We start from the raw sequence: 26,207 nt of genomic DNA, 5'->3' as shown, positions 1-26,207 counted from the left end.
AATTAAGGAGAAAGGACGAAGTTATGGGAAGATTATTAACAAAAATCACGGCGATTATTGTGTCGGTGGCTCTTATGCTGGGCATGGTTCAAACAGTTGGTTGGTTTGCAATTGGTGATGTGACAGATGTTTTGGCAGCTACAACAGCAATTACATCTATGGATTATTATAGTTCCAAAGATGGGCCGACAATAACAAAGTCGGGAGTAGGAGAAGTAAGCTACGGTTTTGTTATGCCAAAGTTTAATGGAAAAGGAAGTGACGAACTTTCTATTTCAGGTGTGGAAGACGACTTGCAGGTATATATTAAGCAGGAACAGGGAACAAACGGAGAATGGAAAAAGATTGAAGACGTAAAATATTTTAAGTGGAATGAAACCTGGGCATGGGAATACCAGAGCTGGGGTGGATGGGTTTGTTGGATGAAATTGACAGAAACTACTTATGTACGCTTTCATGGAAAAACAAACAATGTTAATTTAGAGTATACATTGAATTTAAATAAATTGCCTAAGTTGGAGTTGAAAAGCATTTCTACCACACAGGAAAATATTGTTGCAAGTTCTACGGGAGCCTCTGCAACGGAGTGGGGAAAGTGGACTTTTAACGGTGATAAGAATATCAAATATGAACAGGTACAAGATAATATTACAATTTATGTAGATAATAATGATGGAAAAGGATTTGTAAAACTTCTTGGAAATGCAGCATCAGGTTTTCTTTGGGACCAGAATTTTGGTTATTATCCAGATGGGGATGGTGGATATTGGTTTAATAATATCGGGTGGTCATTTACCTTGAGATTCCAGAAATCAACAGATAGCAGTATTTATCAGGATGTAAAGGTTACATATACGCAGCCTGTCAGAACGAATCATAATCTCACGGCATATGATGCCACATCATATGATGCCGGCACTTCAACAAGTGCGTCTGTAGGTATTCCACTTCCGAAAATCGGTGGAACTACAGCAATAAAGAAGGATTTAGACTTATTTAAATATGAAGTAAAAGTCAATGGAAAATGGATTGCATTGGCAGATGTTGCAGCCACCGGCTGGGTATATGAAGGAAATGGGTATAATGCCAATTCTCTGAGTTCTCAGTGGGGGTATTTTGCAGATTATGTATACGGTTTATGGTTTCAGCCTGTGAGAAAAGATACCGAGATTCGTATTAGTTATCCGATAGACGGAAAACAGGGCGGTGATATGAGCAATAACTACGTTATATATACGATTAAAGGAAATACCTCGTATCAGCCTACTTTGCCAACCGATATGACGGATATTCAGGTGGAAGACAGTTCTAATCCATTTACACCATCGGGATGGAAAATGATTTGGAATGATGAGTTTTCAGGAAATACTCTTGATACGACAAAATGGGGATATCAGGAAGGGTTCCTATTGGATGAAAATGATATTAATACCGCAGGATGGGGTAATCAGGAGTTAGAATATTATACCAGAGACAATGTATCTGTAAAGGATGGCAACCTGAACATTGTCATGAAGAAACAGTCTAAAGTATTTACACAGAAAGGTGATAGTACAAAGAAGGCAACGGCTCAGTATTCGTCAGGTAAGATTACAACACAAAATAAATTCTCAGTAAAATATGGACGTGTAGATTTTAGAGCGAAGATGCCTACAGGTACGGGAGTATGGCCGGCTATGTGGATGCTCTCCAATGACGCCAGATATGGCTCATGGCCATTATCCGGCGAGATTGATGTATTTGAAGGACGTGGACGTACACCAAATATGGTATTTGGCACCTTACATTATGGTGCACAGTGGCCGAATAATATAAATACATCAGATGCATTTAATATTACACAGGACGGAAAAAAGAAAACAGAGATATCTGACTGGCATGTATACAGTGTAGTATGGGAAGCAGAAAATATTAAAATTTATTGTGATGGTAAATGCTATTTTAAATGTACATACGGCGAATGGTATTCAGGTTCGGACAGAGGAAATGCCTATGCTCCGTTTGACCAGAGATTTTATTTAATATTAAATCTGGCAGCCGGTGGAACATTTGATAGTGGACATGTTCCGGATAGCAGTTTTACATCGGGAACGATGCAGGTAGATTATGTTCGTGTATATCAGAAAAAGGTAAGCGCTGCGGAAGACGAAAAACCGGACAATAATAAGGGCGTGAAAACAGATGGAGCAGATGACAACTTATATGGAGACTATAAAATAGGTAAAGGGAGTACGCCTGTTAACCCGGGAGAAGAAAAGACAACAGCTTCTTCGGAAATTAATGACCCTGAAACAGCGAAAAATGATAATGAGGAAAGTACAGGAGTTGACAAACCACAGCAAACTACACAACAGTCTGTAAATAAATCAAAGGCATTGAAAAGAACGAAAGTAAAGAAAGCTAGTAAGCGCAAGGTTTGGAAAAAGATTAAGTTAACTTTTAAAAAAGTAAAAGGTGCAAAAAAATATCAGGTACAGATTTCAAAAACGAAAAAGTTTAAAAAGATTCTTGTAAAGAAGACTGTTAAAAAAGTTAAGGTTACAATAAAGAGTAAGAAACTTAAAAACAAGAAAAAACTGTATGTGCGTGTTCGGGCGGTTGGCGCTAAAAAGTGGTCAAAGCCGAAACGGGTAAAAATTAAAAAGTAGGAGGTAGAAAATGATTATGCTTCTTGCTAATTATTAAGAAGCATAATGAAGTATTATAAACTGATATAACATGTATTTATTGAGCCGTAAGAAATGACTTTCTTGCGGCTCATTTGTGTTTGTGTTTAGAGCATTAAAATGTGTATAGAGAATGGAAGATGTTCCATATATTACTTGTAGTTTCGTTCGATATTATATGTTACGCTTGTTTTGTAACAAAAATGTAATATTTATGAGGAAATTATAATTATCGAAAGGAGCTATTATGAGAAAATCATTTTTATTAGCAATTACAGCAGCAGTTACAATGGTGATGGGGGCATCTACGCTTGTGTGGGGAGTTACACACAAATCTGAGAGGTATTCTATACAAAATTATAATATATTGCAGGAGAGGTCAAATTATCACAATGAATTGCGACCATTTATATTGAAAATAAATAAAGAGTTAAGAATTGTTGAAAATTGTAAATGGATGATGATTTTTATTCCAGGGATAGGCTTTCCGGATTTTGAAATACCAGATGTAAATGTACCGGAAACAACTGTGCCTAAACTAGAGATTCCGGAGACGAGTGTATCAGAACAAAACACTCCAGAGACGGAAAAAGCGGAGACAGTAAAGCCGGATATTGAAGTTACAGAGACAGAAAAGCCAACTATTGGGGTACCGGAGACAATAACATTTCCGCAGACAACAAAACCGGTATCAACCACAAGACCGGCACAGACAACAAAACCAGTGGATAATTCCCAGAAGTTGACTTATGTGGAACAGGTTGTACAGCTTGTGAATAAGGAGAGGGTTAAAGCCGGTCTAAAGGAACTTGTGTTAGACAGAGAAATAGGAAAAGCGGCAGCAATAAGAGCAGAGGAGATAGAAAAATCGTTTTCTCATACAAGACCGAATGGAAGTAATTTTAGTACAGTATTAAAGGAATCAGGCATCCGTTATCGCAGTGCAGGTGAAAATATTGCATGGGGACAGCGTTCTCCAGAGGAGGTAATGAACGGATGGATGAATAGCGAGGGACATAGAGCCAATATACTGAATGCCAAGTTTACGAAAATTGGTGTTGGATATTACAAGAGTTCTTCAGGTCGAAATTACTGGACACAGCTATTTACAAATTAATATTGTGGATAATATGAAACAACAATTGTAATCATTGACATTACAATTGAGGGGAGATAAAATGTATCTGAAAGGTGGTATCGAATATGCAGATTTCAAGTCGATTTACGTTAGCAATCCATATTTTCGCCTGTATAGATACTTTTGGAAGTGAGTATAAAATAACAAGTGATTTTCTTGCAGGCAGTACAAATGTGAATCCTGTGATTATCAGAAAAATTTTAGGACAGCTTAAAGGAGCAGGTTTGATTGAGGTGGCACGGGGAACCGGTGGAACGACAGTTGCCAGACCGTTAAACAAGATTACTTTTCTGGATGTGTATCGCGCTGTGGAATGTACAACGAATGGAGAATTGTTTCACTTTCATGAAAATCCAAATACGGATTGCCCGGTTGGAAGAAATATTCATCATATCTTGGATGATAAACTTCTTCGAGTGCAGAGTGCCATGGAAAAAGAGCTTGCCTCGATTACATTGGCGGATTTAAAGAGAGATACGGAAAAATATATAACTATTCAAAATTAGATAAAAAGAAAGTTAAATGATACGATTTCAAGGTATTGGGAGAGAATCCATAATACCTTGAAATTTTTTATAAAGTTTTGATGTAACTATTGACATTACATCTAAGCAATGATATAGTAACGCTACAAGATGTAATAATTATAGTTACAACAATATTTTTTTTTGAGGAGGTAATCATTATGAAGATTGCAGTAGTTTGTGCAAATGGTAAGGCGGGAAAGTTAATTACAAAAGAGGCAGTAGATAGAGGTTTTGATGTTACAGCTATCGTAAGAAGTGAAAATCAGTCTGCGGCAAAAAAAACAATTAAAAAAGACCTTTTTGATTTAAGAACAGAGGATATTGCAGCGTTTGATGTAATTGTAGATGCCTGTGGTGCATGGACACCAGAAACAATTCCGTCCATTCCGAAAGCAGCAGCCCATTTGAGTGAGATTGTAGCAGGTACGGATAAAAGACTTGTTATTGTCGGTGGTGCCGGAAGTCTTTATGTAGACCCGGAACATACACTTACTGTTGCTGATGGTATAGATTTTCCAGAGGCTTTTAAACCATTGGCAGCAGCACATCAGATAGCATTGGATGAACTTCGTCAGAGAAGTGATGTAAAGTGGACTTATATTAGTCCGGCAGGAGATTTTCAGGCAGATGGTGAGCGCAGTGGGAAGTATATTCTTGGCGGCGAAGAATTGACTTTAAATGAAAAGGGAGAAAGCATTATTAGTTATGCAGATTATGCGATTGCTTTGGTTGATGAAATTGAAGAGGGCAATCATATCCAGCAAAGAATTTCGGTTGTCAGATTATAAAAATTTGGGGGTTGATTTAAAATTATTTAAATCAGCCCCTAAATTTAATAAAGTAACAAAATATTATCTTTAGATATTTTTAATGTTTGTTATTTCTCCTCTTTCCCACCATATCTGTAACCGTCATTTTCATGACTGTTGTAACGCTCATGATATCTGTATTAAATTTAAAGTCATCAGCATGATATTGTTTCATTAAAGTTTTTAGTGCCCGGTATTTATCTTTTTCCGGCACGATTTCTATGGTTCCATGTCCAATAACACTTGCATATCCCATTGTACAGCTCATTCGCTCTTCATAAAGAATAAACTGATGTTCACAATCCATTTCGAAAGTTGCACGATTATCTCTTGCAATCAAATCCAATTTTGTTCCTTCCATAGCAGAATGAAAATAAAAGAAAACCTGCTCTCCCTGAATCTCTAATCCAAAATTAAGTGGAACAATATAGGGAAAATCATTATCATTTAATGCAATTCTACATACATCACACTTTTTAATAATATTTACAATTTCATTAAAATCAGTAATTTCTCTGTCTTTTCTTCTCATAGATTCCTCCTTTTAAGATTAAAATTAATTCATTTCATTATAGATGATTATAGCATGAATACATATTGAAAATAAATAGAAATAACGTTAATATATATAGTGTTGATTTTATTAAATACAAATAAAGAGATTAAGTTAAAAGGGAACTTTCAATCTTATGTTTTTGCCGAAGTTGTAGCAGGAGCATTAACGATTGAAGCAAAAGGAGGAAAAATATGGGTGGATTTTTTGGAGTAGCTTCACAGCAGGATTGTGTGTTTGATTTGTTTTTTGGGATTGATTATCATTCTCATTTGGGTACGAGACGTGGAGGAATGGCAGTATTAGGAGAAGATGGATTCAATCGTGCTATTCATAATATAGAAAATTCTCCTTTTAGAACAAAATTTGATAAAGATGTTCAGGAAATGAAAGGAAATTATGGTATAGGGTGTATTTCGGATTATGAATCCCAGCCATTAATTATTCGTTCCATTCATGGTACATATGCGTTGACTACAGTTAGTAAAATAAACAATATGGAAGAATTGACAAATAATTTATATAGGCATGGTCACACTCATTTTCAGGAGATGAGTGGTGGAGATATTAATGCCACGGAATTAGTTGCAACATTGATTGACCAGAAGGACAATCTGATAGACGGAATTAATTATGCCCTAGAGCAGATTGATGGTTCTTTATCACTGCTTTTGATGAATCATGCGGGAATCTATGCAGCCCGTGACAAAATGGGACGTACACCGGTTGTTATCGGGAGAAAAGAAGATGCATTCTGTGCATCCTTTGAGAACTTTGCTTATAAAAATTTAGGGTTTTCGGATTATAAAGAATTAGGTCCGGGCGAAATTGTTGTGATGACACCAAAGAATTGTGTGACTCTCTCAGACCCGAATCGTGATATGAAAATCTGTACATTTCTTTGGGTATATTATGGATATCCGGCAAGCTCATATGAGGGCATTAGTGTGGAACAGATGCGTTATAATTGCGGAGAAAAGATGGCACAGCGGGATAATGTACAGCCGGATATTGTAGCAGGCGTTCCGGATTCCGGAATTGCTCATGCAGTAGGTTATGCCAACGAATCGGGAATACCATTTTCCAGACCTTTTATCAAGTATACACCGACATGGCCTCGTTCTTTTATGCCTACAATACAGAGTAAGAGAGACCTGATTGCAAAGATGAAACTCTTAGCGGTAGAAGATTTAATTAAGGATAAAAGTCTTTTGTTGATTGATGATTCTATTGTCAGAGGTACACAGTTGAGAGAGACGACAGAGTTTTTATACCAGAGTGGAGCAAAAGAGGTACATATAAGACCGGCATGCCCGCCATTGTTGTATGGATGTAAATATTTGAATTTTTCGCGTTCATCATCTGAAATGGATTTGATTACACGCCGTGTTATAGAGAGATTAGAAAATGGAAATGTGACGGATGAAGTATTGCAGGAGTATGCAGATCCGGAATCAGAGAAATACGAGAAGATGGTAGAAGAGATTCGTAAGGAATTAAATTTTACATCACTTCGTTTTAACAGATTAGATGATATGTTGGATTCTGTGGGAATTGATAAGTGTAAACTTTGTACTTACTGTTGGGACGGTAAAGAATAATAAATATACATTTAAGTTAAAAAACGTCGATTATAATTGGAATTAAAATATTTTTATTACAGAAAGCAGGTTTTATCAGATTAGATAAACCTGCTTTTTGTGATTATATGTAACGGAAGTTACTTTAGGTAATTACACGCAAAATTGGTATTATAAATAATTTGAAAAATGGATATATTGCAGATACCAGAATGTGATTATAATAAACCAATGAACAGGAAAAATATGAAAAGGAGAGACAATATGAAACAGGAAAAAACAGCAGAAGTGAATGGTAATTTGGAAAGAACATTAAATAAAGAAACAGTTATTAATATTACAATTTCATCTATTGCAATTGCATTGGTATATGTATTTACAGCGTTTGTCAATATTACGCTTCCATTTGCGCCAAATGGAGGACTCGTTCATCTGGGAAATGTGCCATTGTTTATATTTGCTATATTATTTGGCAAGAAAACAGGTATGGCTGCGGGAGGTATCGGAATGGCGTTATTTGATTTATTATCACCTTGGGCAATTTGGGCGCCATTTACTTTGATTATTGCCGGAACTATGGGGTTTGTGGTAGGAATGATTACAAAAAAGAAAAATGGATTTGGCTGGTGTGTAATTGCGATGTTACTTGCGCTGACCATTAAAATAGTGGGATATTATTTTGCAGAGGTTATTATATATGGAAACTGGATTGTGCCATTTACATCGATTCCTGGAAATATGATTCAGGTTGGAGTTGCAGCTATTATTGTTTTGATTATTATTGAACCTTTAAAGAAGGCAACAAGAATTTTAATGTTAAACTAGAAGCGGAGGATAAATTCATGTATAAAATAATGACACCGGGACCCACTCAGGTAAAAGAAAACGTCCGTATGGCAAGAAGCCTTGAATGTACAAATCCGGATTTGGATGAGAGCTTTGTAGATTTTTATAAGGAAACTTGTGAGCATATTAGTGATTTGCTCGGAACGAAAAATGAGACATTCATTCTTGACGGAGAAGGGATTCTTGGGCTTGAAGCAGCCTGTGCTTCTTTAACAGAACCTGGAGATAAAGTATTGGTTTTAGATAATGGCATTTATGGAAAAGGATTTGCTGACTTTGTTTCAATGTATGGTGGTGAACCGGAATTATATACAGTAGATTACAAAAACTCAATTAATGCGGAGCAGCTCGATGCATATTTATCAAAAAAACATAATTATAAGTATGCAACGGTTGTTCATTGCGACACACCGAGTGGTATGTTAAATGATATATCAAAAATATGTCCAATATTAAAAAAATATGGAATCATGACAATTGTAGACTCTGTGTCGGCAATGTTTGGTGAAGAAGTAAAAGTGGATGAATTTCAGATTGATATATTATGTGGTGGTTCGCAAAAAGCGGTTTCAGCGCCGCCGGGACTCACATTCGTGGTTGTGAGCGAAGATGCAAAGAAAGCAATGAGAGAGAGAAAAACACCAATAGCATCTTTTTATGCGAATTTAAAGATATTTGAAGGTTACTATGAGGCAAAGTGGTTTCCTTACACTATGCCAATTAGCGATATATATGGTTTGAGAGTGGCTTTTGACAATATTGAAAAAGATAATGAAATGATTCATAGACATAGAACAATCGGTGAGGCATGTCGAAAGACGATTGTTGAATGTGGACTGAAGCTGCACCTTGATTCAGGATTTTCTAATACAGTTACTGTATTTGATGTGCCGGTTGGTACGTCTGCAAATGAGATTTTAGATATAATGAAAAATAAACATGGAATTATGTTGGCGGGTTCATTTGGTGAGTTGTCTAACCGGGTAATACGGATTGGTCATATGGGAACGAATGCAAATGTTCAGGATATGAAAGAAACGATGGGAGCATTACATGATACGCTGAAGGAATTAGGGGTATTGTTGAAGGCAGATATGAAAGAAACATTTATTAAATATGTATAATTATAAAAGGCTGTACACGGTTTCGTGAACAGCTTTTTACATAATATAAAGGAAAATTTTTCAATTTATTACAAAAATATGATAGAATTACCTAAGCACAAGATAGTATCAAAATTGACAGTTATTATTATGGAGAAGAATAGTAATAAGATAAGCAATTGACAAATACGAGGGCAAAATGAGAAAAGAATTTACAAAAATAATATCAATATTATTGGTGGCAACTATTATTGTTACTGCAATATTTGGTGGATATGAGAGGAAAGTTTCAGCAGCAGATAATAATTCAGAGGGGGTAATATCTGAGAGAAATATAACTGCGGGAACAATAAGAACGGCAGAGGAAGAAAATACAAAGAAAGCACTTGAGACATCATCTTTTGAGAGCGAAGAGACAACTGGTAATGAACCGGCAACAGAAGAGCCGACTTCAGGGGAACCGATTACGGAGGAGCCAACGACAGAGGAGCCGACAACGCCGGATTATGAAATTATAGATGAAGTATATAAAGTAAAAAATGGTATCCTAATAGAGTATTTAGGAGAAAAAGAAGATAACGAAAACGTAAACCTTATAATTCCGGCAGAGATAAAAAAAATTGATGATTATGTGTTTGATGGATATAAAAATATTAAGAGTGTACGATTTGGAAAAAAAAGTAAGCTGATAGAGATTGGCGATTACGCGTTTAAAGATTGTAGAGAAATGACTGAAATAACATTACCTAAGGGACTAAAGACAATCGGATACAAGGCACTGGCAAGATGTACATCTGTAAAAACACTTACGATTCCGGCAACTGTAACGAAAGGAGATACGATATTAGGAACAGAGGGGAAGACTAAAACGGTAGTGTTTGCCTCAGGATTTACATATATACCGGATGGGATTTTAAAGTCTGCAAATAGTGTTTCAAAAATCACATTATATTCAGGTGTGAAGACAATTGGGAGTCAGGCATTTTATAAGTGTACGGCATTGAAATCTATTTCGCTGCCGGATACTGTTACGAATGTAAAAAAATCGGCTTTTAATTCCTGCACTTCACTGACAAAAGTGACCACATCGAAAAAAATGACAACAATAGGGTCCTATGCTTTTAAAAAGTGTATTAGCCTTGGAAGTTTTGTGCTTCGAAAGACTGTAAAAACAATTGGCACCGGAGCTTTTTCCGGAGACAGCAAATTAATTTTTCAGGTTTATGCAAATTCTACGGGGAAAGCATATGCTAGAAAAAACAAATTCAAGTGGGAGTATACGAGTTCAGAAAAGAAAAGAAGGGAACAAAATCAAATCATATATAAGCGGTTTACGAATCTGATAAAAACAACGGATAAGAATAAGTATAAGTTAAAATATTTAAAGGATTATGTGCCTCAGGGGAATTGTATTATTGGGAAGTATCTTGTAATATCCATGTACCATAAAAACCTGAGCAAAAATTCTATGCTACTGATATATAATAAGTCTACCGGCGCATATGTGAAGAGAGTTGTTCTGCCCTCAAGAGATCATGTTGGTGCAGTGACAAACGTAAAGAAAAGATTGGTTGTGAGTCTGAATAATACTCCGTCTGTAGATTATGCCGCAGTGATTAGTTATTCCAGGTTAAAAAAAATAAAGTCAGGCAAAATGATAAAATATAATTATCAGATAAATTTATCGGGACAGTCAGATTTTGCGGCGTTTGACGGTACATATTTTTGGTCCGGAAGTAGTACGGTCTCTTATAATGGCTCAATGCAGGGGTATAAGGTTACCGTTAAGAAAAAGAAACTTGTATTTACAAAAAAGTATAGTTATTCTATTCCAGAGAATATACAGGGACTTTCAGTACAAAAAGTTACCAGCACGAAACGGAGATTTATTTTCGCAAAGTCTTATGGAAGGTTAAACAATTCTTCGCTTATAACATATTCGGTGAAGATAAAATCCAGTCGAAGTCTGGGGAAACCGGCAGCAACGAAGATGTTGCCATCAATGTTAGAGGGAATTGTTATGAGTAAGGGATATTTATATTTTGTGTTTGAGTCAGGTTCCGGATTATACTGTGGGAATCCGGATAATACAAGCGAGATACAGATAAAAAATGTTTGTCGGATTAAATATTCAAAACTGGGATAAACTATTTTTTAAATAAGAGAAAGTATGTTTTGTTATGAATAGAAAGAAAACTGCACTAGAAATTTTTTGGACTTTTTTTAAGATTGGGTTATTCACTTTTGGCGGAGGGTACGCAATGATACCGTTGATTCAAAAGGAAATGGTGGAAAATCATAAGTGGATAACAGATGAAGAAATTTTAGAGATGGTTGCCATATCAGAGTCTACTCCGGGGCCTATAGCAATTAATATAGCCACATTTGTCGGCTATAGAATTTGTGGAACACTAGGAAGCTTTTGTGCAACTATTGGAGTGGTAATTCCTTCGTTTCTTGTCATTGTTATCATCTCATTTGTTATAAAAGAATTTCAACATTTGAAAGCAGTGCGATATGCGTTTATGGGAATCCGGGCAGGAGTGCTGGCATTGATTGCAAAAGCAATGATAAATATGTATAAACAATGTCCTAAGAGTGGTATTTCATATTTTATTATGTTTTTAGCTTTTGTGGCAGTTGCAGTGTTTGACATTAATGTGTTATTTGTCATAGTAGCATGTGCAATAATAGGACTTGTCTCCTCTAAAGTAATTGGGAGGGAAGATAAATGATTTTGTTAGAACTTTTAATTACTTTTTTTGAAATAGGCTTATTTACATTTGGCGGTGGATATGCAATGCTGCCACTGATTCAGGAGCAGGTGGAAAATCACGGATGGATAACGAATAAAGAGTTGGTTGATTTTATTGCTGTCAGTGAAAGCACACCGGGACCTTTTGCAATAAATATTTCCACATATATAGGAATGGAAACAGGGAATCTGCCGGGAGCATTTTGCGCTACATTCGGGGTAGTTTTGCCATCGTTCATTATTATTTTAATTGTGGCAAGATTTTATTTGAAGTTTAAAAACAGTTCTATTGTAAGCGGTTGCATGTCAGGATTAAAGCCTGCTGTGATTGGACTGATTGGGGCAGCGGTTATTTCTGTAGGGATTACAGTTTTCTTTCCGGATGGAGTCAGTTTTAACAGATTTTATCATATAGAAATTTATCTTTCGTTAATAATTTTTGTACTTATGATAGTTCTGGCATTAAAGAAAAAACATCCAATAATTATTATTTGTATATCCGCAGTGATAGGAATTGCTGTAGGATATGGTTTTCATTTGTAAGGTCTGACAAATTATAATGAAAAAAAGAGTTATTGATTTTATTGTCTGGTTTTTAATGATATTATAATAAGTTGACTGAGGATTTAGAGTAATGATATAATTAAATAAATCAAAAGAAAAGATTGAGGGATGAGATGGAAAACAAAGTAATATCAATAAGGGAAGAGACATTAAAACTATTATTGTCAGAATATAAAGAACAAATAAGGAAGGATTGGCGTTCAGATATTGATAAGATAATAGCGGGAATTGCACTTATTATAACGATAATGTTTTTGGATGACTCTAAATATGGAAAAGTTATGCAAATTACAATGTTAGTTGTCTTATGTTTGACAATAATATATACTTTATATGGTGTATATAATACATATAAGAATATTAAAAATCCATTTGACAAAGACATATTGTTTCAATGTATACAGGAGGAAAATTTAATGAGAGAAAATCCACATTCTATTATTCTGATAAAGAATACTTTTGAAGATAAACCCAATAAGTTTCTTGTATATTATGACTCCAGATGGAAATGTAAACTTTTTTTAAATTATAAGACATACGAAACATACGAAGATAATCTGAAAAATATAGTGAATAATATAGGAATGGATTTAAAAGTTGAAGAAGAAGATATTCATTGTGCGTTTGTATTTGATAGAGTTCATACAAAATACTCCGTAAGTGCAGGAAGAGATAAATGTTATTTACACACTTTTTATAAATGTATCATAGATAAATTTGCACAAAAATTAAAAGAGGATACGTTTGTGATAGATGGGAAAAAATTTTATTGGATGTCTATTAGTGAGATGGAATCTGATAAGAGGATTATGGAAGTAAATAGTGATATTGTAAAGATGGTTAAAGAACATAGTATTTAGAATATATTTTACCCCTTGTGTATTAGGCATTAGCCCTAAATACAAGGGGTGTTATTTTTTTGTTATGTGTGCTATACTCTCACAGGAATGTAAATTTTTTACAGAAGAAAAATATGGAGTATTGAAAGGAGTCAAAAGTGCTATGGAAAAAGTTACAAATACAATCATTAATGTAGGCGTGAATGATTATGATTTAACATTATTTGAGAGTCAGTATATGTTGGAGAAAGGAATGGCATATAATTCTTATGTTATTCTGGATGACAAGGTTGCAGTGATGGATACGGTTGATGGAAGGGCAACAGAAGAATGGCTTAAAAATTTAGATGAGGCGCTTGCAGGCAGAGTCGTGGATTATGTTGTTGTTCAGCATATGGAACCGGACCATTCGGGAAGCCTGGCTGCGCTTATAGAGAAATTTCCGGAAATGAAAATTGTCGGTAACGCAAAAACTTTTCCAATGATGAAGCAGTTTTTTGATATGGATATAGAAGAAAAACAAATTGTTGTATCTGAGGGCGATACCTTGAAACTGGGCTCGCATACGCTTACGTTTATTATGGCACCGATGGTACATTGGCCGGAAGTTATGGTGACATACGAAAGCTCAGAAAAGGTTTTATTCAGTGCGGATGGTTTTGGAAAGTTTGGAACAAGAGATGCAGACGAGGATTGGACCTGTGAGGCAAGAAGATATTATTTTAATATCGTAGGAAAGTATGGCATGCAGGTACAAATGTTGTTAAAAAAGGCGGCTGCGTTTGATATTCAGACAATTTGCCCGCTTCATGGTCCGGTATTAACGGATAATTTGGAATATTATATTGAAAAATACGATATATGGAGTAAGTATGAACCGGAAGATAAAGGTGTGTTTATTGCACATGCCTCTATTCATGGAAATACAGCGCATGCGGCGGAAAAGTTAAAACAAATATTAGAAGAAAAAGGATGCGAAAAAGTGGCAATTGCAGACCTGTGTAGAGAAGATATGCACGAGGCGGTGGAAGATGCGTTCCGGTATGACAGATTAGTTCTCGCAGCATCTTCCTATGATGCAGGGGTGTTCCCGCCAATGGAGAAGTTTTTACATCATTTAAAAATAAAAAATTACCAGAAGAGAACTGTAGCCATAATAGAAAATGGTTCTTGGGCACCAACAGCGGCAAGAACAATAAAGGCAGGGCTGGAAGGAATGAAAGAAATTCAACTTGTAGAGCCGGTTATCACAATCAAGTCTTCCATGAAACCTGAGAATGTGGAACAGATGAATGAGTTAGCGGAAATATTAGTTAATTAAGTTTAATGGCATTAAATCCTTAAAATATTAAAACGGAGCTTGTTTTTATTAGGGAAAAGTGGTAAACTTTGTAAATGAACAAGGACGTTCGAGATACAAAACGTATTTCGGTCGTCCTTTTTTGGTTATGATATTTATAAATCATAATGAGGACTGAGAAAAAGTAAAGTATATGGGATGGAGGTATTTGTTATGAACACAGGAGACACAGGTTTTATGATTATTTGTGCAGCTCTGGTATTTTTTATGACACCGGGACTTGCATTTTTTTATGGAGGACTTGTCAGAAGAAAAAATGTTGTCAGTACAATGATGGCATGCGTAGCGATTATGGGATTGTCTGTAGTTATGTGGGCATTATTTGGTTATTCATTGGCATTTGGAGGAAATCATGCAGGGATTATAGGAGACTTCAGGTGGTTTGGATTAGAAGGTGTAGGAATGGAGGCAGGACCTTATGCGGATACAATTCCTCATTTAGTATTTTGTGCATTTCAGATGATGTTTGCAATGATTACACCGGCGTTGATTACTGGAGCGCTTGTAGGCAGAATGAAATTTAAGGCGTTATTTATATTTATTGCACTCTGGTCAATTGTCGTATACTATCCGTTGGCACATATGGTATGGGGTGAAGGTGGATTTTTGGCAGAGATAGGTTCTGTAGATTTTGCCGGTGGTGATGTTGTACATATCAGCTCTGGTGTAAGTGCATTGGTTCTTGCTATTATTCTTGGAAGAAGACGGGGATATGAGCGCGTAACGTATCGTATTCACAATATACCATTCGTGGTACTGGGAGCCAGTATTCTTTGGTTTGGCTGGTTTGGATTTAACGCAGGAAGTGCTCTTGGAGCAAATGGACTCGCCGCACATGCGTTTATGACTTCAGCAATATCTTCGGCGTCAGCATTATTGTCATGGATGCTTCTTGATGTTATCAATAATAAAAAAACGACTTTGGTGGGTGCGTCTACAGGTCTTGTACTTGGCCTTGTGGCAATCACACCGGGAGCAGGTTTTGTTCCGATGTGGTCATCATTTATTATCGGAGCATTGGTTAGTCCGATATGCTACTATGGTGTGATATTAGTCAAAAAGAAAATTAAAATCGATGACGCATTGGATGCGTTTGGCTGTCATGGCATTGGAGGTATCTGGGGTGGAATTGCTACAGGTATATTTGGAAAAAGTTCCATTAATAGTGTTGCAAAATGGGATGGACTCATATTTGGTGACTGGCGTTTGTTTGCTGCACAGGTAGAAGGAATACTTGTTACAATTGTGATTGCTGTAGCAGGAACGTTAATTTGTGTTGGAATTGTAAGAATATTTACTCCATTGAGAGTAACGCTGAGAGAAGAACAAATCGGTCTTGATATTTCACAGCATGGAGAAAGCGCATATCCAAGTTTTAATGGAATGGACCAGTAGTATGAATAAAATGCGTGTTTTGGAGGTAAATTAATATGATGATTAAAATAGATGCAATCGTAAGAGAAGAAAAGTTTGAGGATGTAAAAGATGCTTTGGCTGAGATAAAAGTAAATGGTCTGACGGTTTCCCAGGTGATGGGGTATGGTATTCAGCGGGGATATAAGGAAGTTGTGCGTGGCATGGAAGTAGATATACAGATGCAGCCTAAGATTAAATTTGAAATTGTTGTATCCTCCGAGGAATGGGCGGATAAAACGATAGAAGCAATAAAAAAAGCCGCCTATACCGGAGAGTATGGTGACGGGAAAATCTTTAGTTATGAAGTGAGAAGCGCAGACAAAATTCGTACCGGTGAGACCGGTTATGATGCAATACAGCAACAGGAATAAAAAATTAAAAGACTGAATGTTTTTATCACATTTCCACTTCTTGCCTATTAATTATATTGATGTTATAATTCAAATGCGTGCGATTTTGACTAAAATGTTTTTTAGAAAGGAGCATAATAATGAGTGAGTATGTGATTAGCTGCTGCTCAACGGCTGATTTATCGGCAGAGCATTTTGAACAAAGAAACATTAAATATGTTTGTTTTCATTATGAATTAGATGGTGTTGTCCATCCGGATGATTTGGGCAAAACAATACCTTTTGATAAATTTTACCAGGCAATGGTAGATGGTGCAGAGACAAAGACTTCACAGGTGAATGCGGAAGAATATGAGGCGCATTTTAGAAAATATATGGAGACGGGAAAAGATATTCTGCATCTTTGCCTGTCTTCCGGGATTTCAGGCTCTATTAACTCAGCAATGATTGCAAAAGCGAATCTCGAGGAAGAATATCCGGATAGAAAGATTTATATTGTGGATTCATTAGCCGCATCTTCCGGTTTTGGACTTCTTATGGATAAATTGGCAGATTTGAGAGATGAGGGAATGTCTTTGGAGGATTTATATCAATGGACTGAGGAAAATAAGAAAAAACTTCATCATTGGTTTTTCTCTACAGATTTAACCTTTTATATTAAAGGTGGAAGAGTTTCAAAGACCGCAGGAATTGTAGGTGGAATACTTGGTATCTGTCCGTTATTAAATGTGGATAATTTGGGAAAGCTAATACCAAGAGCAAAAATAAAAGGTAAGAAAAAGGTTATCAAAGCCATTGTTGCAAGGATGGAAGAATTTGCAGAAGACGGATATGATTATTCCGGAAAATGCTATATTTCACAATCTGCATGCTATGAGGATGCGGAGGCAGTGGCAAAATTGGTAGAAGAAAAGTTTCCTAAGTTAAACGGTAGCGTTGTAATAAATAATATCGGAACAACGATAGGAAGTCATACAGGCCCCGGAACAGTTGCATTATTCTTCTGGGGAAGTGAGAGAGTGGACTGATTTTTGCTTTTTAAAACATAAGAAATATATGAGTTATGCATGACAATACAATTGCTTGCAGACAGGAAAGGATTGAATAGATGAAAACAGCAGTTATGACCGACAGTAATAGTGGTATTAAGCCGGAAGAAGGGAAAAAACTTGGGGTATATTCTCTATCCATGCCGGTTATTATTGACGGAAATGTATTTTTTGAAGGTAAGGATATTGATGAGAAAACATTTTATGCTGATATGATTTCCGGAAAGGACGTGACATCTTCACAGCCTTCGCCCGGAGATGTTATGGATGCATGGGATGAACTTTTTAATCAGGGATATGATGAGGTGGTATATATTCCAATGTCCAGTGGACTTAGTGCATCATGCCATGCGGCAATACAGCTTGCAGAGGAATATGATGGAAAAGTCCAGGTGGTAGACGACCACAGAATATCTGTTACAATGCGTCAGTCAGTGTTAGATGCAAAATGGATGGCAGACAAGGGGGCATCGGCGAAAGAAATTAAAGAAGCCTTAGAAAAAAATGCATATAATTCTGTAATTTATCTAGCAGTAGATGATTTAAAATACTTGAAAAGAGGAGGAAGAATTACTCCTACGGCAGCAGCACTTGGAACAGTTCTAAATATTAAACCGATTCTTACAACGGTAGGAGAGAAGTTTGATGCAATTGAAAAAGTAAGGGGCATGAAAAAAAGTGTTGCCAGACTTTTAGATTATACGGAAACTTATGTTAAAAAAATGTTGGAAACAAATGATATTGCAAAAATCAGAATCGGAGCGGCAGGAACCTTTCAGACACAGGAAGCAGCCGAGGATTGGTACAATCAGGTGAAAGAGCGATTTAGCGATATTTCAGATATTTATTATGACCCATTGTCTTTTAGTATCTGTTGTCATACGGGACCGGATGCAGTAGGAATCGGAGTCAGCGTAATACTCCGTGATAAGTAGATGAGTTACCGTTTTTTTCAAAATAAGGAATGTGAATTTTTTCCCTGCCATAAAGTCATTAAAAAAGAAGAATTTAATTGCCTATTCTGTTATTGTCCACTATATTTTTTAGGTGACAGTTGCGGTGGGAATTATAGCTATCTTGATAATGGAATAAAAGATTGTACAAATTGCACATTTCCCCATATGAAAGGTAATTATGATAAAGTTACGGATAAATTAAAAACAGCTTGTGAGAAAAAATAAGGGAGTATGTCTAATATAGAAGTTTTACAAAGAGAACTTTTTATATATTAGGCATACTCCTTATTTTTATCGCTGTATTTTAACTGATTTTATTTTGCTCCATTTACCATCACCATATTTGTTATATCCCTGAATGCGGATAAAATAGGTGGAATTATTTTTGAGGTTTTTGAGTGTTCTATAATATTTAGAAACACTTTTATAAGTTACTGTTTTAGTCTTCTTTTTATTTTTAAATTTCTTATCTGTCGAGTATTGAACTCTATAACCGGCATTATATTTTGAGGATTGTTTTGTCCATTTGAGCTTTACATTTCCGGTTGGATTCACAATGCATTGACTGATTTTTTGTTTTGCCGGAACGGGAGCAGGTTTTGTTTTTATTTTTATTCTATTACTCCATTTACCGTTTCCAATATTACTTTTATATGCCCTTATTTTTATATAATAGGTTTTGTTAAAACGAAGATTGGAAAGGGTTCTCGCTATTTTTTCCGGTCTTTTTATTGTTACATATTTAACATTTTTTTTAAAATATTTATCGGTGGAGTATTTGATTGTATAACCTGTAGCAAAGCTCTGTTTTGACCATGAGAGGTTAATATTGTTATATTTTGACACGGTCCCGTTTAGTGTTTCTTTTTGTGGTCGTATCATAAAAGTAGTGCTGCAGGTGCTGACATATTTTACTTCATTCGCCTTGAGTTTTACTTTCCCAAAACCTGTATGATTATTGGATGAGTAAGTCACTTTGTACTGGGACGAAGGAACAAGAACTCCGTTGACATATAATGAGACAGTGGGCTTAATAGCCTTTTTACCAGCGTAAAAAACATTATTGCTGAGAGTTATTTTACCTCTTCTAATTGAAAAGTATCCATTATGCTCTTTGTTTTTTGTTGTGATTTTTCCGTCTTTACATGTTATTACCACATCATCATCAGTAGTTCGATACGTTTTTACAAACCTTCGTGCAAGTCTTTTTAATACGGAAGGCTTTGGAAATACGGAGGTAGACTTTCTTGAGCAGGATACAACGGCATAGTCGGCATCTACCGCATCCAAAAAAGAAGCGCAGGAGGACGCAGCGGCGCCGTGATGTCCTACTTTAAGAATATCTGCCTTAAAATTGTAACCCTTGTCCATCAATAAATGTTCCATTGTTGATGGAAGGTCACCTGTCAAAAGAATAGATTTATTGTCACATGTAACTTTTAGAACAATACTACATTCATTATAGGTGGAACCCAGAGAACCGTCATAAATTACGGAAACTGTTGCATCTCCTAATTTCCATGACTCGCCTTCCACAGGATTTTTGAAGGGACACCCTTCTTTTTTTACATATTTTATAAAATCTGTGTAGGTTGCAGAAGCTTTCGTGCATGGTGAATAAATTACTTGACCAATATCATATTTGTCAAAAACTTCCGAAAACCCTCCAACATGGTCTCCGTCAGGATGGGTCGATACAACATAATCAATTTTGTTATCCGGAATATCTAGTTTGGATAAGTAATCCATAAGAAGCGGAACACCTGCATTTGTTCCGGAATCAACTAGCATATAATGTCCATTGCTCTGAATTAAAATAGCATCCCCTCTACCGATGTATATAGAGTGCATTGTCATTTCACCGGCATACGCATCAATTTTAGAAAAAAATGCTATACCAAAAATAAAACAGGAAACAAATAAAATTTTTATTGTAGTTTTTAGTAATTTCTTCATTGTTAACATCTTCTTTCCCAAATTGTTTTATGAGTGTGTTGTTTCAATTGAATTATGATAAGACTTTTCTAAATAAGGCAGGGTCCTTCTCATAATCATCCAAAAGCCAATTATGTCTATAATAAGAACTGTCTCAAAGACTATGCCCAGAGTATATAAAGCATGGAAATCTGAACCTAACCAGAAAATAAAGGTGACTAAGATTTGAAGCGTGAATGAAACAAACCATGTCATTTTTCCCCATTTCCTTTCATCTCTACAGCATACCTGTGGACACATTTTAAATAGACCGTTTGTAAAGAAAAACGAGGTCAAAACATTGCTTGCAAGATATGATAATCCCATTACCATTGCTATATTACATAAAAGTAAGCCGTTTACTATAAAAGGCAGTAATGTTATAAACATGTGCAGGATAATACCACAAAATGCGGACAGGGCGCCAAACTTAAAACAACGATTTGCGGCTCTAAGTTTAATACATGCAATTAAAATAAGAATAAGACCAACAAAATCATTAAAAATATCTATATGGATATTGTCAAAAAAAACTTTGTCAATGACTTTTATTTCTGTAGCAGTCTGGGCATTCGTTGACTGCTCGGCAGTGTTTGTCTGTTCTGAATTGTTACTGCTTGTGGTATCAATTAGTTTATAATTACATGTAGCACCATAAAGTGATGAAATATTGTAATATTGAAATTCTCCTGTAACAGCATTTGTGTTAGCATATTTTTGGGGATATGAAATATTTGTTTTCACATCTACATCGAGGCAGATTAGTATAAAACCGATTGCCAATAAAATAAAATAAAGTTTAAAATTTGATTTTTGCATATATCCTCCGTAATAGTATATTCAACAAAAAAAACAATAAAATAAAAAAAGAATGGTAAATAATTAAAAATAAAAAAATATTTACCATATGAATGATTAACATATAGAACAAGCCTTAATTCTATCAATAGAATTATATATGAATCAGATACAAAAAAGCAACAAAAATGCTATATAATTAATTTGTAAATTGAAAAGATTAATAGTATAATAAAGTTTATCTCAATTTTTGAAAGGAGAATACATAATGAAAATATTCAAAAAAAGCATTTCAATACTTATGATTATTACGATGATTGCCAGTGTGTTAGCAGGGTTTGTACCAGTGAATGAGTCAACGCAAGTTAATGCAAAGGAAAGCACAGAATATACAATAAAAGTAAATCTTGGAACAAATTGTACAACAATTTATAATGGAAAAGGAAAGGCAATTAAAGCCATGATTTGTTCTCCAAGTTCAGAGACACCGACAGGAACATTTTATGTGCCGGTAAAATACAGATGGCATGAAATGATTGGAAACTGCTATGCGCAGTATTGCACAAGAATTACGACAGGAATTTTATTTCATTCCGTGTGGTACTACAAAAATGGAGATAAGTCTACAATGTCTGTAGCTGCTTATAATGTAATGGGACAAAAAGCTTCTCATGGATGTGTAAGACTTTTGTGTAAAGATGCAAAATGGATTTATGACCACTGTGCCGTGGGAACAAAGATAGTTATATTCTGGGGAGACAAGAGTGATGACCCAATAAAGAGGCCTTCATTTACACCAATAAATAATGGAAAATTCACAGATTGGGACCCTACGGATCCTGACCCTAATAATCCATATAGAAAAGCAGAACCAAATATTACAGTAGACAGCACAAAAGTGGAGTATGGTAAAAAGGTAAAACCATTGGATTTGGTTACAATAAAGGATAGCGCTGGAAATGTACTTACAAAAAAGAATGCAAGTATTAAAGTAAAAGGAAAAATCAATGTAAAAAAGCTTGGCAAATATAAAGTTAAGTTTATTGTAAAGGATTCTATTGGAAATAAAAAAACGAAAACGATTATATTTAAAGTGGTCGACAGCAAAAAGCCGGTAATAACAGGAGCAAAATCAAAGAAAAACATTGCAATGGGCAGCACCGTCAATCTAAAGTCAGGAGTGAAAGCCCGCATGGTTTCAGGAAAAAGCCTTACTTCTAAAATAAAGATTTCCGTGAGATATAAAAAGAAGGGCGTAAAGGTTACAAAGGGAAAAGTAACATTTACTAAGATTGGAACATATAAGGTGACATATAAAGTTAAGGGTAAAAATAAACTGGTGCGTACCAAAACTGTCACATATAAGGTCAATGACCAAAGAGTTAAATTTTTGTTGAATAAAACAACAGTGACCATTAAGCAGGGAGAAAGCTTTTATCCGTATAATTATGTAAAGTCTGTAAAGACATATAATGGTACTGCATTAAATATAAAGAAAAATGTAACGTATACTGGAGCAGTGGATACTTCCAAACCGGGAGTTTATACAGTGACATATACTGCAAAATATAAAAAACGGTCTTATACGGCAAGAACTGCGAAGCTAAAAGTGATTGTAGAAAAGGTTGAGGAAACAACCACAGCACCAGAGACACCGGAAGAGACAACAGTGGTATCAGAATAGGCAGGAAAGTTAATATGTACACATTTAATACGAGGGTAAGTTATAGCAGATTAGATAAAAACAACAAAGTGCCATATTATGAGATAATGAATTACTTACAGGACTGTAGTACATTTCAGTCAGAAGAATTAGGGGCTGGCGTTGAATATATGAAGGCAGTAAACAGAGCCTGGGTTGTGCTTGCATATAAAATAAAGTTTCTGGGACAATTAAATTTGAGAGATGAAATTTGTGTCGGTACAGCGCCAAATGATTTTGGTAAAGTATCTGCCAAGAGACAATATTTTATTAAAAATAAAAAAGGTGACTATCTGGTAAAGGCAGAAGCAATGTGGGCGTTGATTGAGTTAGAGAGGAGAACACCTGTAAGAATACAGGAAGAAGACATAAGAATGTATTTGCCGGAAATTATTTTTGATGATGTAAAAGTATCAAGAAAGATAAAATTCAATGGTGATAAGAAAAAAATGCCGGAGTTTAGAGTTCTTCGTTCTCATATTGATGGAAACGGTCATATGAATAATGCAAATTATTTAAGAGCTGCCGAGGAGTATCTTCCCGAAGTAAAGAATTATAGAGAATTAGAAATCGTATATAATAAGGAAGCTTTAGAAGGTGATATGATTATTCCTTATATATATGAGGAGCAGGATGGCTTGGGTATAAGTTTTGAAAGTCAGTCTGGAGAATTGCATACAAAAATTAAACTGATACAGTAAAGTAAAGCGGTTTGTGTATTTTGACTATCAGAAAATGTTCATTGCACAGACTGCTTTTCATATGAAAAGGATTAAGGAAATGGAAAAAAAGAATTATAGAATGGGAAAAAAGAAAATTGAATCAAAAGAGTTGGAATCAGGGGCCATCAGCCTTGGAAAAGTACAGACTTTGGAAGTAGTAAAAGTTACGGAACACGGTGTTTACTTAGGAACGTCAGAGGAAAAAGTTCTTTTGCCGAAAAAAGAAGTGCCGGAGGGAACGGTGGTAGGTGATAAAGTACAGGTTTTTATATGCAGGGATTCAGAGGAACGAATTATTGCTACAACAGAACGTCCGGTTGCGCAGGTGGGGGAAACAGCATATTTGAAGATAACACAGATTACAAAGTTTGGTGCCTTTCTGGAATGGGGATTGGGAAAAGAATTGTTTTTGCCATATAAGGAACAGACGACGGAAATAAAGCAGGGAGATATGGTTCTGGTTGGGATATATGTGGATAGAACTAACAGACTCAGCGCTACGATGAAAGTTTATAATTATCTGGCATGTAATTCAACGCACGAACCGGATGATATTGTTTCAGGAATTGTATACAACTATAATCCTCAATACGGAGCTTTTGTTGCTGTGGATAACAAATATCATGGACTAATTCAGCAGAAGGAATTGACTATGAAAGTTCATGTAGGGATGTCAATAGAAGCCAGAGTGAAAAGTATAAGGCCGGATGGTAAAATGGACTTGTCTCTCAGAAAAAAATCCTACCTGCAGATAGAGGAAGATGCGGAGAAAATAGTTGAGTTTTTAAATAGCCATGGTGGAAGAATTGAATATACAGATAAGGCATCACCGGAAATCATTCAGAGAGATTTTAATATGAGTAAGAGCGAATTTAAACGGGCTATTGGCAGATTGCTCAAAGAAAACCGTATAACCATTGGTGAAAATAGCATATTTTTTAACAATTAGCATATGCCCTATGCAAATTTAACAAAGATTTTTTATTATTTTGTATATTTACAATATAGTAATTTATGTCATTGTGATTTATTATATTTTCATACAAGAGGTAGAGAAAAAACTATTTCTATTAGGAGGAAAGAAGTATATGGCAAGTTTATCATTAAAGAACATCTGCAAGGTATATCCTAACGGATTTAATGCAGTAAAAGATTTTAACCTTGAAATCAAAGACAAGGAATTTATTATTTTCGTAGGACCATCAGGTTGTGGAAAATCTACAACACTTCGTATGATTGCTGGTCTTGAAGAAATTTCATCAGGAGAGTTATACATTGGAGATAAGTTAGTAAACGATGTGGAGCCAAAAGATAGAGATATAGCAATGGTATTCCAGAACTACGCTTTGTATCCACATATGACAGTATATGATAACATGGCATTTGGTCTTAAATTAAGAAAAGTACCAAAGGCTGAACAGGAAAGATTAGTTAAGGATGCAGCTAAGATTCTTGACCTTGAGCAGTTACTTGACAGAAAGCCAAAGGCTTTATCAGGTGGTCAGAGACAGAGAGTTGCCATGGGACGTGCAATTGTTCGTAATCCTAAGGTATTCCTTATGGATGAGCCTCTTTCAAACTTAGATGCTAAGTTGAGAGTACAGATGCGTGTCGAGATTGCTAAGATTCATAAGAGATTAGGCGCTACAATCATCTACGTTACACATGACCAGACAGAGGCTATGACACTTGGTACAAGAATTGTAGTTATGAAAGATGGTATTGTTCAGCAGGTTGATTCACCTAAGAATTTATATGATAAGCCGGTTAACTTATTTGTAGCAGGATTTATGGGTTCACCACAGATGAACTTCATCGATGCTGAGGTTGAAAAAGACGGCAATGAGATTAAGTTACATATTGGTCAGGCTAGAACATATATCACAGTTCCGGCAGAGCAGGCTAAGAAGCTTGAAGAAGGCGGATATATTGGAAAAACAGTTGTTATGGGTATTAGACCGGAAGATATTCATGATGAAGAAAGTTTTATCGAAATGTCACCGGATAGTGCGTTCACAACAACAATCAGAATTTACGAATTACTTGGTGCAGAAGTTTATTTGTACTTTGATGTTGAAGGCTTTGATTGTACAGCAAGAGTAAACTCTCGTACAACAGCCAGACCGGGTGATGAAGTAAGAATGGCAATGGATCTTACAAAATTACACATCTTTGACAAAGACACAGAAGAAGTGATTACAAATTAGTTAGGCGAAAGCCGTGCAAATAAAATCAAAAAGAGGCCGACTTGTGTTTACACAAGAGTCGGTCTCTTTTTGATTTTATTTATAGGGCGCCGCCCTCTAGTGAGATGAAGCGAAGCGGAATCGAACTAGGCACGGCTTTCGTAAAATGGAAAAGAGCCAAGAAAGCCGTTAGTTGAGATGAAGCGAAGCGGAATCGAACTAGGCACGGCTTTCGCAAAATGGAGAAGAGCCAAGAAAGCCGTCAGTTACAGTTTTTTGATACAAAATGTTCACGAAATTTTAAAGTATTATCC

At 35.6% G+C, this 26,207-nt stretch carries 24 protein-coding genes; 21 read left to right on the top strand and 3 right to left on the bottom strand.

Going from position 1 to position 26,207, the window contains the following annotated elements:
• Positions 1-23: 23 nt before the first annotated feature.
• From Q5O86_RS04295 to Q5O86_RS04280, 4 genes are all read left to right on the top strand, one after another.
• Positions 24-2,648 carry a family 16 glycosylhydrolase gene (locus Q5O86_RS04295; RefSeq protein ID WP_302625915.1) on the top strand — a complete coding sequence of 875 codons (2,625 nt, stop codon included), beginning with the start codon at positions 24-26 and terminating at the stop codon, positions 2,646-2,648.
• Positions 2,649-2,913: 265 nt separating this feature from the next.
• A complete protein-coding gene (locus Q5O86_RS04290; RefSeq protein ID WP_302625914.1) occupies positions 2,914-3,783 on the top strand; it encodes a CAP domain-containing protein in 870 nt (289 codons plus the stop codon).
• Positions 3,784-3,869: 86 nt separating this feature from the next.
• On the top strand, positions 3,870-4,310 hold the full coding sequence (locus tag Q5O86_RS04285; protein ID WP_302625913.1) for an Rrf2 family transcriptional regulator: 441 nt from the start codon (positions 3,870-3,872) through the stop codon (positions 4,308-4,310).
• A 179-nt stretch (positions 4,311-4,489) separates the two neighbouring features.
• Positions 4,490-5,119, top strand: a complete 630-nt coding sequence (locus tag Q5O86_RS04280; RefSeq protein WP_302625912.1) for an NAD(P)-dependent oxidoreductase — start codon at positions 4,490-4,492, stop codon at positions 5,117-5,119.
• 79 nt (positions 5,120-5,198) lie between these two features.
• Here the strand turns inward: Q5O86_RS04280 and Q5O86_RS04275 are convergent, their stop codons facing one another.
• Positions 5,199-5,672 carry a pyridoxamine 5'-phosphate oxidase family protein gene (locus tag Q5O86_RS04275; protein ID WP_302625911.1) on the bottom strand — a complete coding sequence of 158 codons (474 nt, stop codon included), beginning with the start codon at positions 5,670-5,672 and terminating at the stop codon, positions 5,199-5,201.
• A gap of 215 nt (positions 5,673-5,887) precedes the next feature.
• Here Q5O86_RS04275 and Q5O86_RS04270 point away from each other — a divergent pair, with 215 nt between their 5' ends.
• The 13 genes from Q5O86_RS04270 (at position 5,888) to Q5O86_RS04210 (ending at position 18,736) form a co-directional block, all read left to right on the top strand.
• On the top strand, positions 5,888-7,294 hold the full coding sequence (locus Q5O86_RS04270; RefSeq protein ID WP_302625910.1) for an amidophosphoribosyltransferase: 1,407 nt from the start codon (positions 5,888-5,890) through the stop codon (positions 7,292-7,294).
• Between the two features lie 243 nt (positions 7,295-7,537).
• Positions 7,538-8,098, top strand: coding sequence for an ECF transporter S component (locus Q5O86_RS04265; RefSeq protein ID WP_302625909.1), 561 nt, complete (start codon positions 7,538-7,540; stop codon positions 8,096-8,098).
• 17 nt (positions 8,099-8,115) lie between these two features.
• Positions 8,116-9,243 carry an alanine--glyoxylate aminotransferase family protein gene (locus Q5O86_RS04260; protein ID WP_302625908.1) on the top strand — a complete coding sequence of 376 codons (1,128 nt, stop codon included), beginning with the start codon at positions 8,116-8,118 and terminating at the stop codon, positions 9,241-9,243.
• A 178-nt stretch (positions 9,244-9,421) separates the two neighbouring features.
• Positions 9,422-11,368 carry a leucine-rich repeat domain-containing protein gene (locus tag Q5O86_RS04255; protein WP_302625907.1) on the top strand — a complete coding sequence of 649 codons (1,947 nt, stop codon included), beginning with the start codon at positions 9,422-9,424 and terminating at the stop codon, positions 11,366-11,368.
• Between the two features lie 34 nt (positions 11,369-11,402).
• Positions 11,403-11,957 carry a chromate transporter gene (locus Q5O86_RS04250; protein WP_302625906.1) on the top strand — a complete coding sequence of 185 codons (555 nt, stop codon included), beginning with the start codon at positions 11,403-11,405 and terminating at the stop codon, positions 11,955-11,957.
• Positions 11,954-12,520 carry a chromate transporter gene (locus Q5O86_RS04245; protein ID WP_302625905.1) on the top strand — a complete coding sequence of 189 codons (567 nt, stop codon included), beginning with the start codon at positions 11,954-11,956 and terminating at the stop codon, positions 12,518-12,520. Before Q5O86_RS04250 ends, Q5O86_RS04245 begins: the two co-directional genes overlap by 4 nt.
• A gap of 134 nt (positions 12,521-12,654) precedes the next feature.
• The gene (locus tag Q5O86_RS04240; protein WP_302625904.1) at positions 12,655-13,401 is read left to right on the top strand and encodes a hypothetical protein; all 747 of its coding nucleotides are present in this window, start codon (positions 12,655-12,657) and stop codon (positions 13,399-13,401) included.
• Between the two features lie 142 nt (positions 13,402-13,543).
• Complete coding sequence (locus Q5O86_RS04235) at positions 13,544-14,701, top strand: FprA family A-type flavoprotein (protein ID WP_302625903.1); 1,158 nt, start codon at positions 13,544-13,546, stop codon at positions 14,699-14,701.
• Positions 14,702-14,878: 177 nt separating this feature from the next.
• Positions 14,879-16,135, top strand: a complete 1,257-nt coding sequence (locus tag Q5O86_RS04230; protein ID WP_368074734.1) for an ammonium transporter — start codon at positions 14,879-14,881, stop codon at positions 16,133-16,135.
• A 35-nt stretch (positions 16,136-16,170) separates the two neighbouring features.
• A complete protein-coding gene (locus Q5O86_RS04225; RefSeq protein WP_302625901.1) occupies positions 16,171-16,527 on the top strand; it encodes a P-II family nitrogen regulator in 357 nt (118 codons plus the stop codon).
• Positions 16,528-16,646: 119 nt separating this feature from the next.
• Positions 16,647-17,534 (top strand): DegV family protein, encoded by an 888-nt coding sequence (locus Q5O86_RS04220; RefSeq protein ID WP_302625900.1) that lies wholly within the window; start codon positions 16,647-16,649, stop codon positions 17,532-17,534.
• An 80-nt stretch (positions 17,535-17,614) separates the two neighbouring features.
• Positions 17,615-18,490, top strand: a complete 876-nt coding sequence (locus Q5O86_RS04215; protein ID WP_302625899.1) for a DegV family protein — start codon at positions 17,615-17,617, stop codon at positions 18,488-18,490.
• Positions 18,491-18,736, top strand: a complete 246-nt coding sequence (locus tag Q5O86_RS04210; RefSeq protein WP_302625898.1) for a cysteine-rich small domain-containing protein — start codon at positions 18,491-18,493, stop codon at positions 18,734-18,736.
• Between the two features lie 66 nt (positions 18,737-18,802).
• On the opposite strand, the gene Q5O86_RS04205 is transcribed toward Q5O86_RS04210, so the two are convergent.
• Together Q5O86_RS04205 and Q5O86_RS04200 are read right to left on the bottom strand one after the other, a co-directional pair.
• Positions 18,803-20,467, bottom strand: coding sequence for an MBL fold metallo-hydrolase (locus tag Q5O86_RS04205; RefSeq protein ID WP_302625897.1), 1,665 nt, complete (start codon positions 20,465-20,467; stop codon positions 18,803-18,805).
• A gap of 27 nt (positions 20,468-20,494) precedes the next feature.
• Positions 20,495-21,304: a hypothetical protein gene (locus tag Q5O86_RS04200; RefSeq protein WP_302625896.1), complete on the bottom strand. Its 810-nt coding sequence runs from the start codon at positions 21,302-21,304 to the stop codon at positions 20,495-20,497.
• Between the two features lie 247 nt (positions 21,305-21,551).
• Between Q5O86_RS04200 and Q5O86_RS04195 the strand changes: the two genes are divergently transcribed.
• The 4 genes from Q5O86_RS04195 (at position 21,552) to Q5O86_RS04180 (ending at position 25,914) form a co-directional block, all read left to right on the top strand.
• Entirely contained in the window at positions 21,552-22,967 is a 1,416-nt protein-coding gene (locus Q5O86_RS04195; protein ID WP_302625895.1) for a L,D-transpeptidase family protein, read from the top strand.
• 14 nt (positions 22,968-22,981) lie between these two features.
• Positions 22,982-23,686, top strand: a complete 705-nt coding sequence (locus tag Q5O86_RS04190; RefSeq protein WP_302625894.1) for an acyl-[acyl-carrier-protein] thioesterase — start codon at positions 22,982-22,984, stop codon at positions 23,684-23,686.
• A gap of 79 nt (positions 23,687-23,765) precedes the next feature.
• Positions 23,766-24,656: a S1 RNA-binding domain-containing protein gene (locus Q5O86_RS04185; RefSeq protein WP_302625893.1), complete on the top strand. Its 891-nt coding sequence runs from the start codon at positions 23,766-23,768 to the stop codon at positions 24,654-24,656.
• Positions 24,657-24,795: 139 nt separating this feature from the next.
• Complete coding sequence (locus tag Q5O86_RS04180; RefSeq protein ID WP_302625892.1) at positions 24,796-25,914, top strand: ABC transporter ATP-binding protein; 1,119 nt, start codon at positions 24,796-24,798, stop codon at positions 25,912-25,914.
• The last annotated feature ends 293 nt before the right edge of the window (positions 25,915-26,207 follow it).

The organism is uncultured Eubacterium sp. (assembly GCF_937958975.1).
Lineage (GTDB): Bacteria > Bacillota > Clostridia > Lachnospirales > Lachnospiraceae > Eubacterium_G.
Note: the sequence above shows the minus strand (reverse complement) of the source record. Positions and strands in the feature narration are given on the sequence as shown.

Bases quoted from the DNA above. Each gene is read 5' to 3' on its own strand.
- Q5O86_RS04295 (WP_302625915.1), top strand. From the start codon at position 24: ATGGGAAGATTATTAACAAAAATCACGGCGATTATTGTGTCGGTGGCT.
- Q5O86_RS04290 (WP_302625914.1), top strand. From the start codon at position 2,914: ATGAGAAAATCATTTTTATTAGCAATTACAGCAGCAGTTACAATGGTG.
- Q5O86_RS04285 (WP_302625913.1), top strand. From the start codon at position 3,870: ATGCAGATTTCAAGTCGATTTACGTTAGCAATCCATATTTTCGCCTGT.
- Q5O86_RS04280 (WP_302625912.1), top strand. From the start codon at position 4,490: ATGAAGATTGCAGTAGTTTGTGCAAATGGTAAGGCGGGAAAGTTAATT.
- Q5O86_RS04275 (WP_302625911.1), bottom strand. From the start codon at position 5,672: ATGAGAAGAAAAGACAGAGAAATTACTGATTTTAATGAAATTGTAAAT.
- Q5O86_RS04270 (WP_302625910.1), top strand. From the start codon at position 5,888: ATGGGTGGATTTTTTGGAGTAGCTTCACAGCAGGATTGTGTGTTTGAT.
- Q5O86_RS04265 (WP_302625909.1), top strand. From the start codon at position 7,538: ATGAAACAGGAAAAAACAGCAGAAGTGAATGGTAATTTGGAAAGAACA.
- Q5O86_RS04260 (WP_302625908.1), top strand. From the start codon at position 8,116: ATGTATAAAATAATGACACCGGGACCCACTCAGGTAAAAGAAAACGTC.
- Q5O86_RS04255 (WP_302625907.1), top strand. From the start codon at position 9,422: ATGAGAAAAGAATTTACAAAAATAATATCAATATTATTGGTGGCAACT.
- Q5O86_RS04250 (WP_302625906.1), top strand. From the start codon at position 11,403: ATGAATAGAAAGAAAACTGCACTAGAAATTTTTTGGACTTTTTTTAAG.
- Q5O86_RS04245 (WP_302625905.1), top strand. From the start codon at position 11,954: ATGATTTTGTTAGAACTTTTAATTACTTTTTTTGAAATAGGCTTATTT.
- Q5O86_RS04240 (WP_302625904.1), top strand. From the start codon at position 12,655: ATGGAAAACAAAGTAATATCAATAAGGGAAGAGACATTAAAACTATTA.
- Q5O86_RS04235 (WP_302625903.1), top strand. From the start codon at position 13,544: ATGGAAAAAGTTACAAATACAATCATTAATGTAGGCGTGAATGATTAT.
- Q5O86_RS04230 (WP_368074734.1), top strand. From the start codon at position 14,879: ATGGAGGTATTTGTTATGAACACAGGAGACACAGGTTTTATGATTATT.
- Q5O86_RS04225 (WP_302625901.1), top strand. From the start codon at position 16,171: ATGATGATTAAAATAGATGCAATCGTAAGAGAAGAAAAGTTTGAGGAT.
- Q5O86_RS04220 (WP_302625900.1), top strand. From the start codon at position 16,647: ATGAGTGAGTATGTGATTAGCTGCTGCTCAACGGCTGATTTATCGGCA.
- Q5O86_RS04215 (WP_302625899.1), top strand. From the start codon at position 17,615: ATGAAAACAGCAGTTATGACCGACAGTAATAGTGGTATTAAGCCGGAA.
- Q5O86_RS04210 (WP_302625898.1), top strand. From the start codon at position 18,491: ATGAGTTACCGTTTTTTTCAAAATAAGGAATGTGAATTTTTTCCCTGC.
- Q5O86_RS04205 (WP_302625897.1), bottom strand. From the start codon at position 20,467: ATGAAGAAATTACTAAAAACTACAATAAAAATTTTATTTGTTTCCTGT.
- Q5O86_RS04200 (WP_302625896.1), bottom strand. From the start codon at position 21,304: ATGCAAAAATCAAATTTTAAACTTTATTTTATTTTATTGGCAATCGGT.
- Q5O86_RS04195 (WP_302625895.1), top strand. From the start codon at position 21,552: ATGAAAATATTCAAAAAAAGCATTTCAATACTTATGATTATTACGATG.
- Q5O86_RS04190 (WP_302625894.1), top strand. From the start codon at position 22,982: ATGTACACATTTAATACGAGGGTAAGTTATAGCAGATTAGATAAAAAC.
- Q5O86_RS04185 (WP_302625893.1), top strand. From the start codon at position 23,766: ATGGAAAAAAAGAATTATAGAATGGGAAAAAAGAAAATTGAATCAAAA.
- Q5O86_RS04180 (WP_302625892.1), top strand. From the start codon at position 24,796: ATGGCAAGTTTATCATTAAAGAACATCTGCAAGGTATATCCTAACGGA.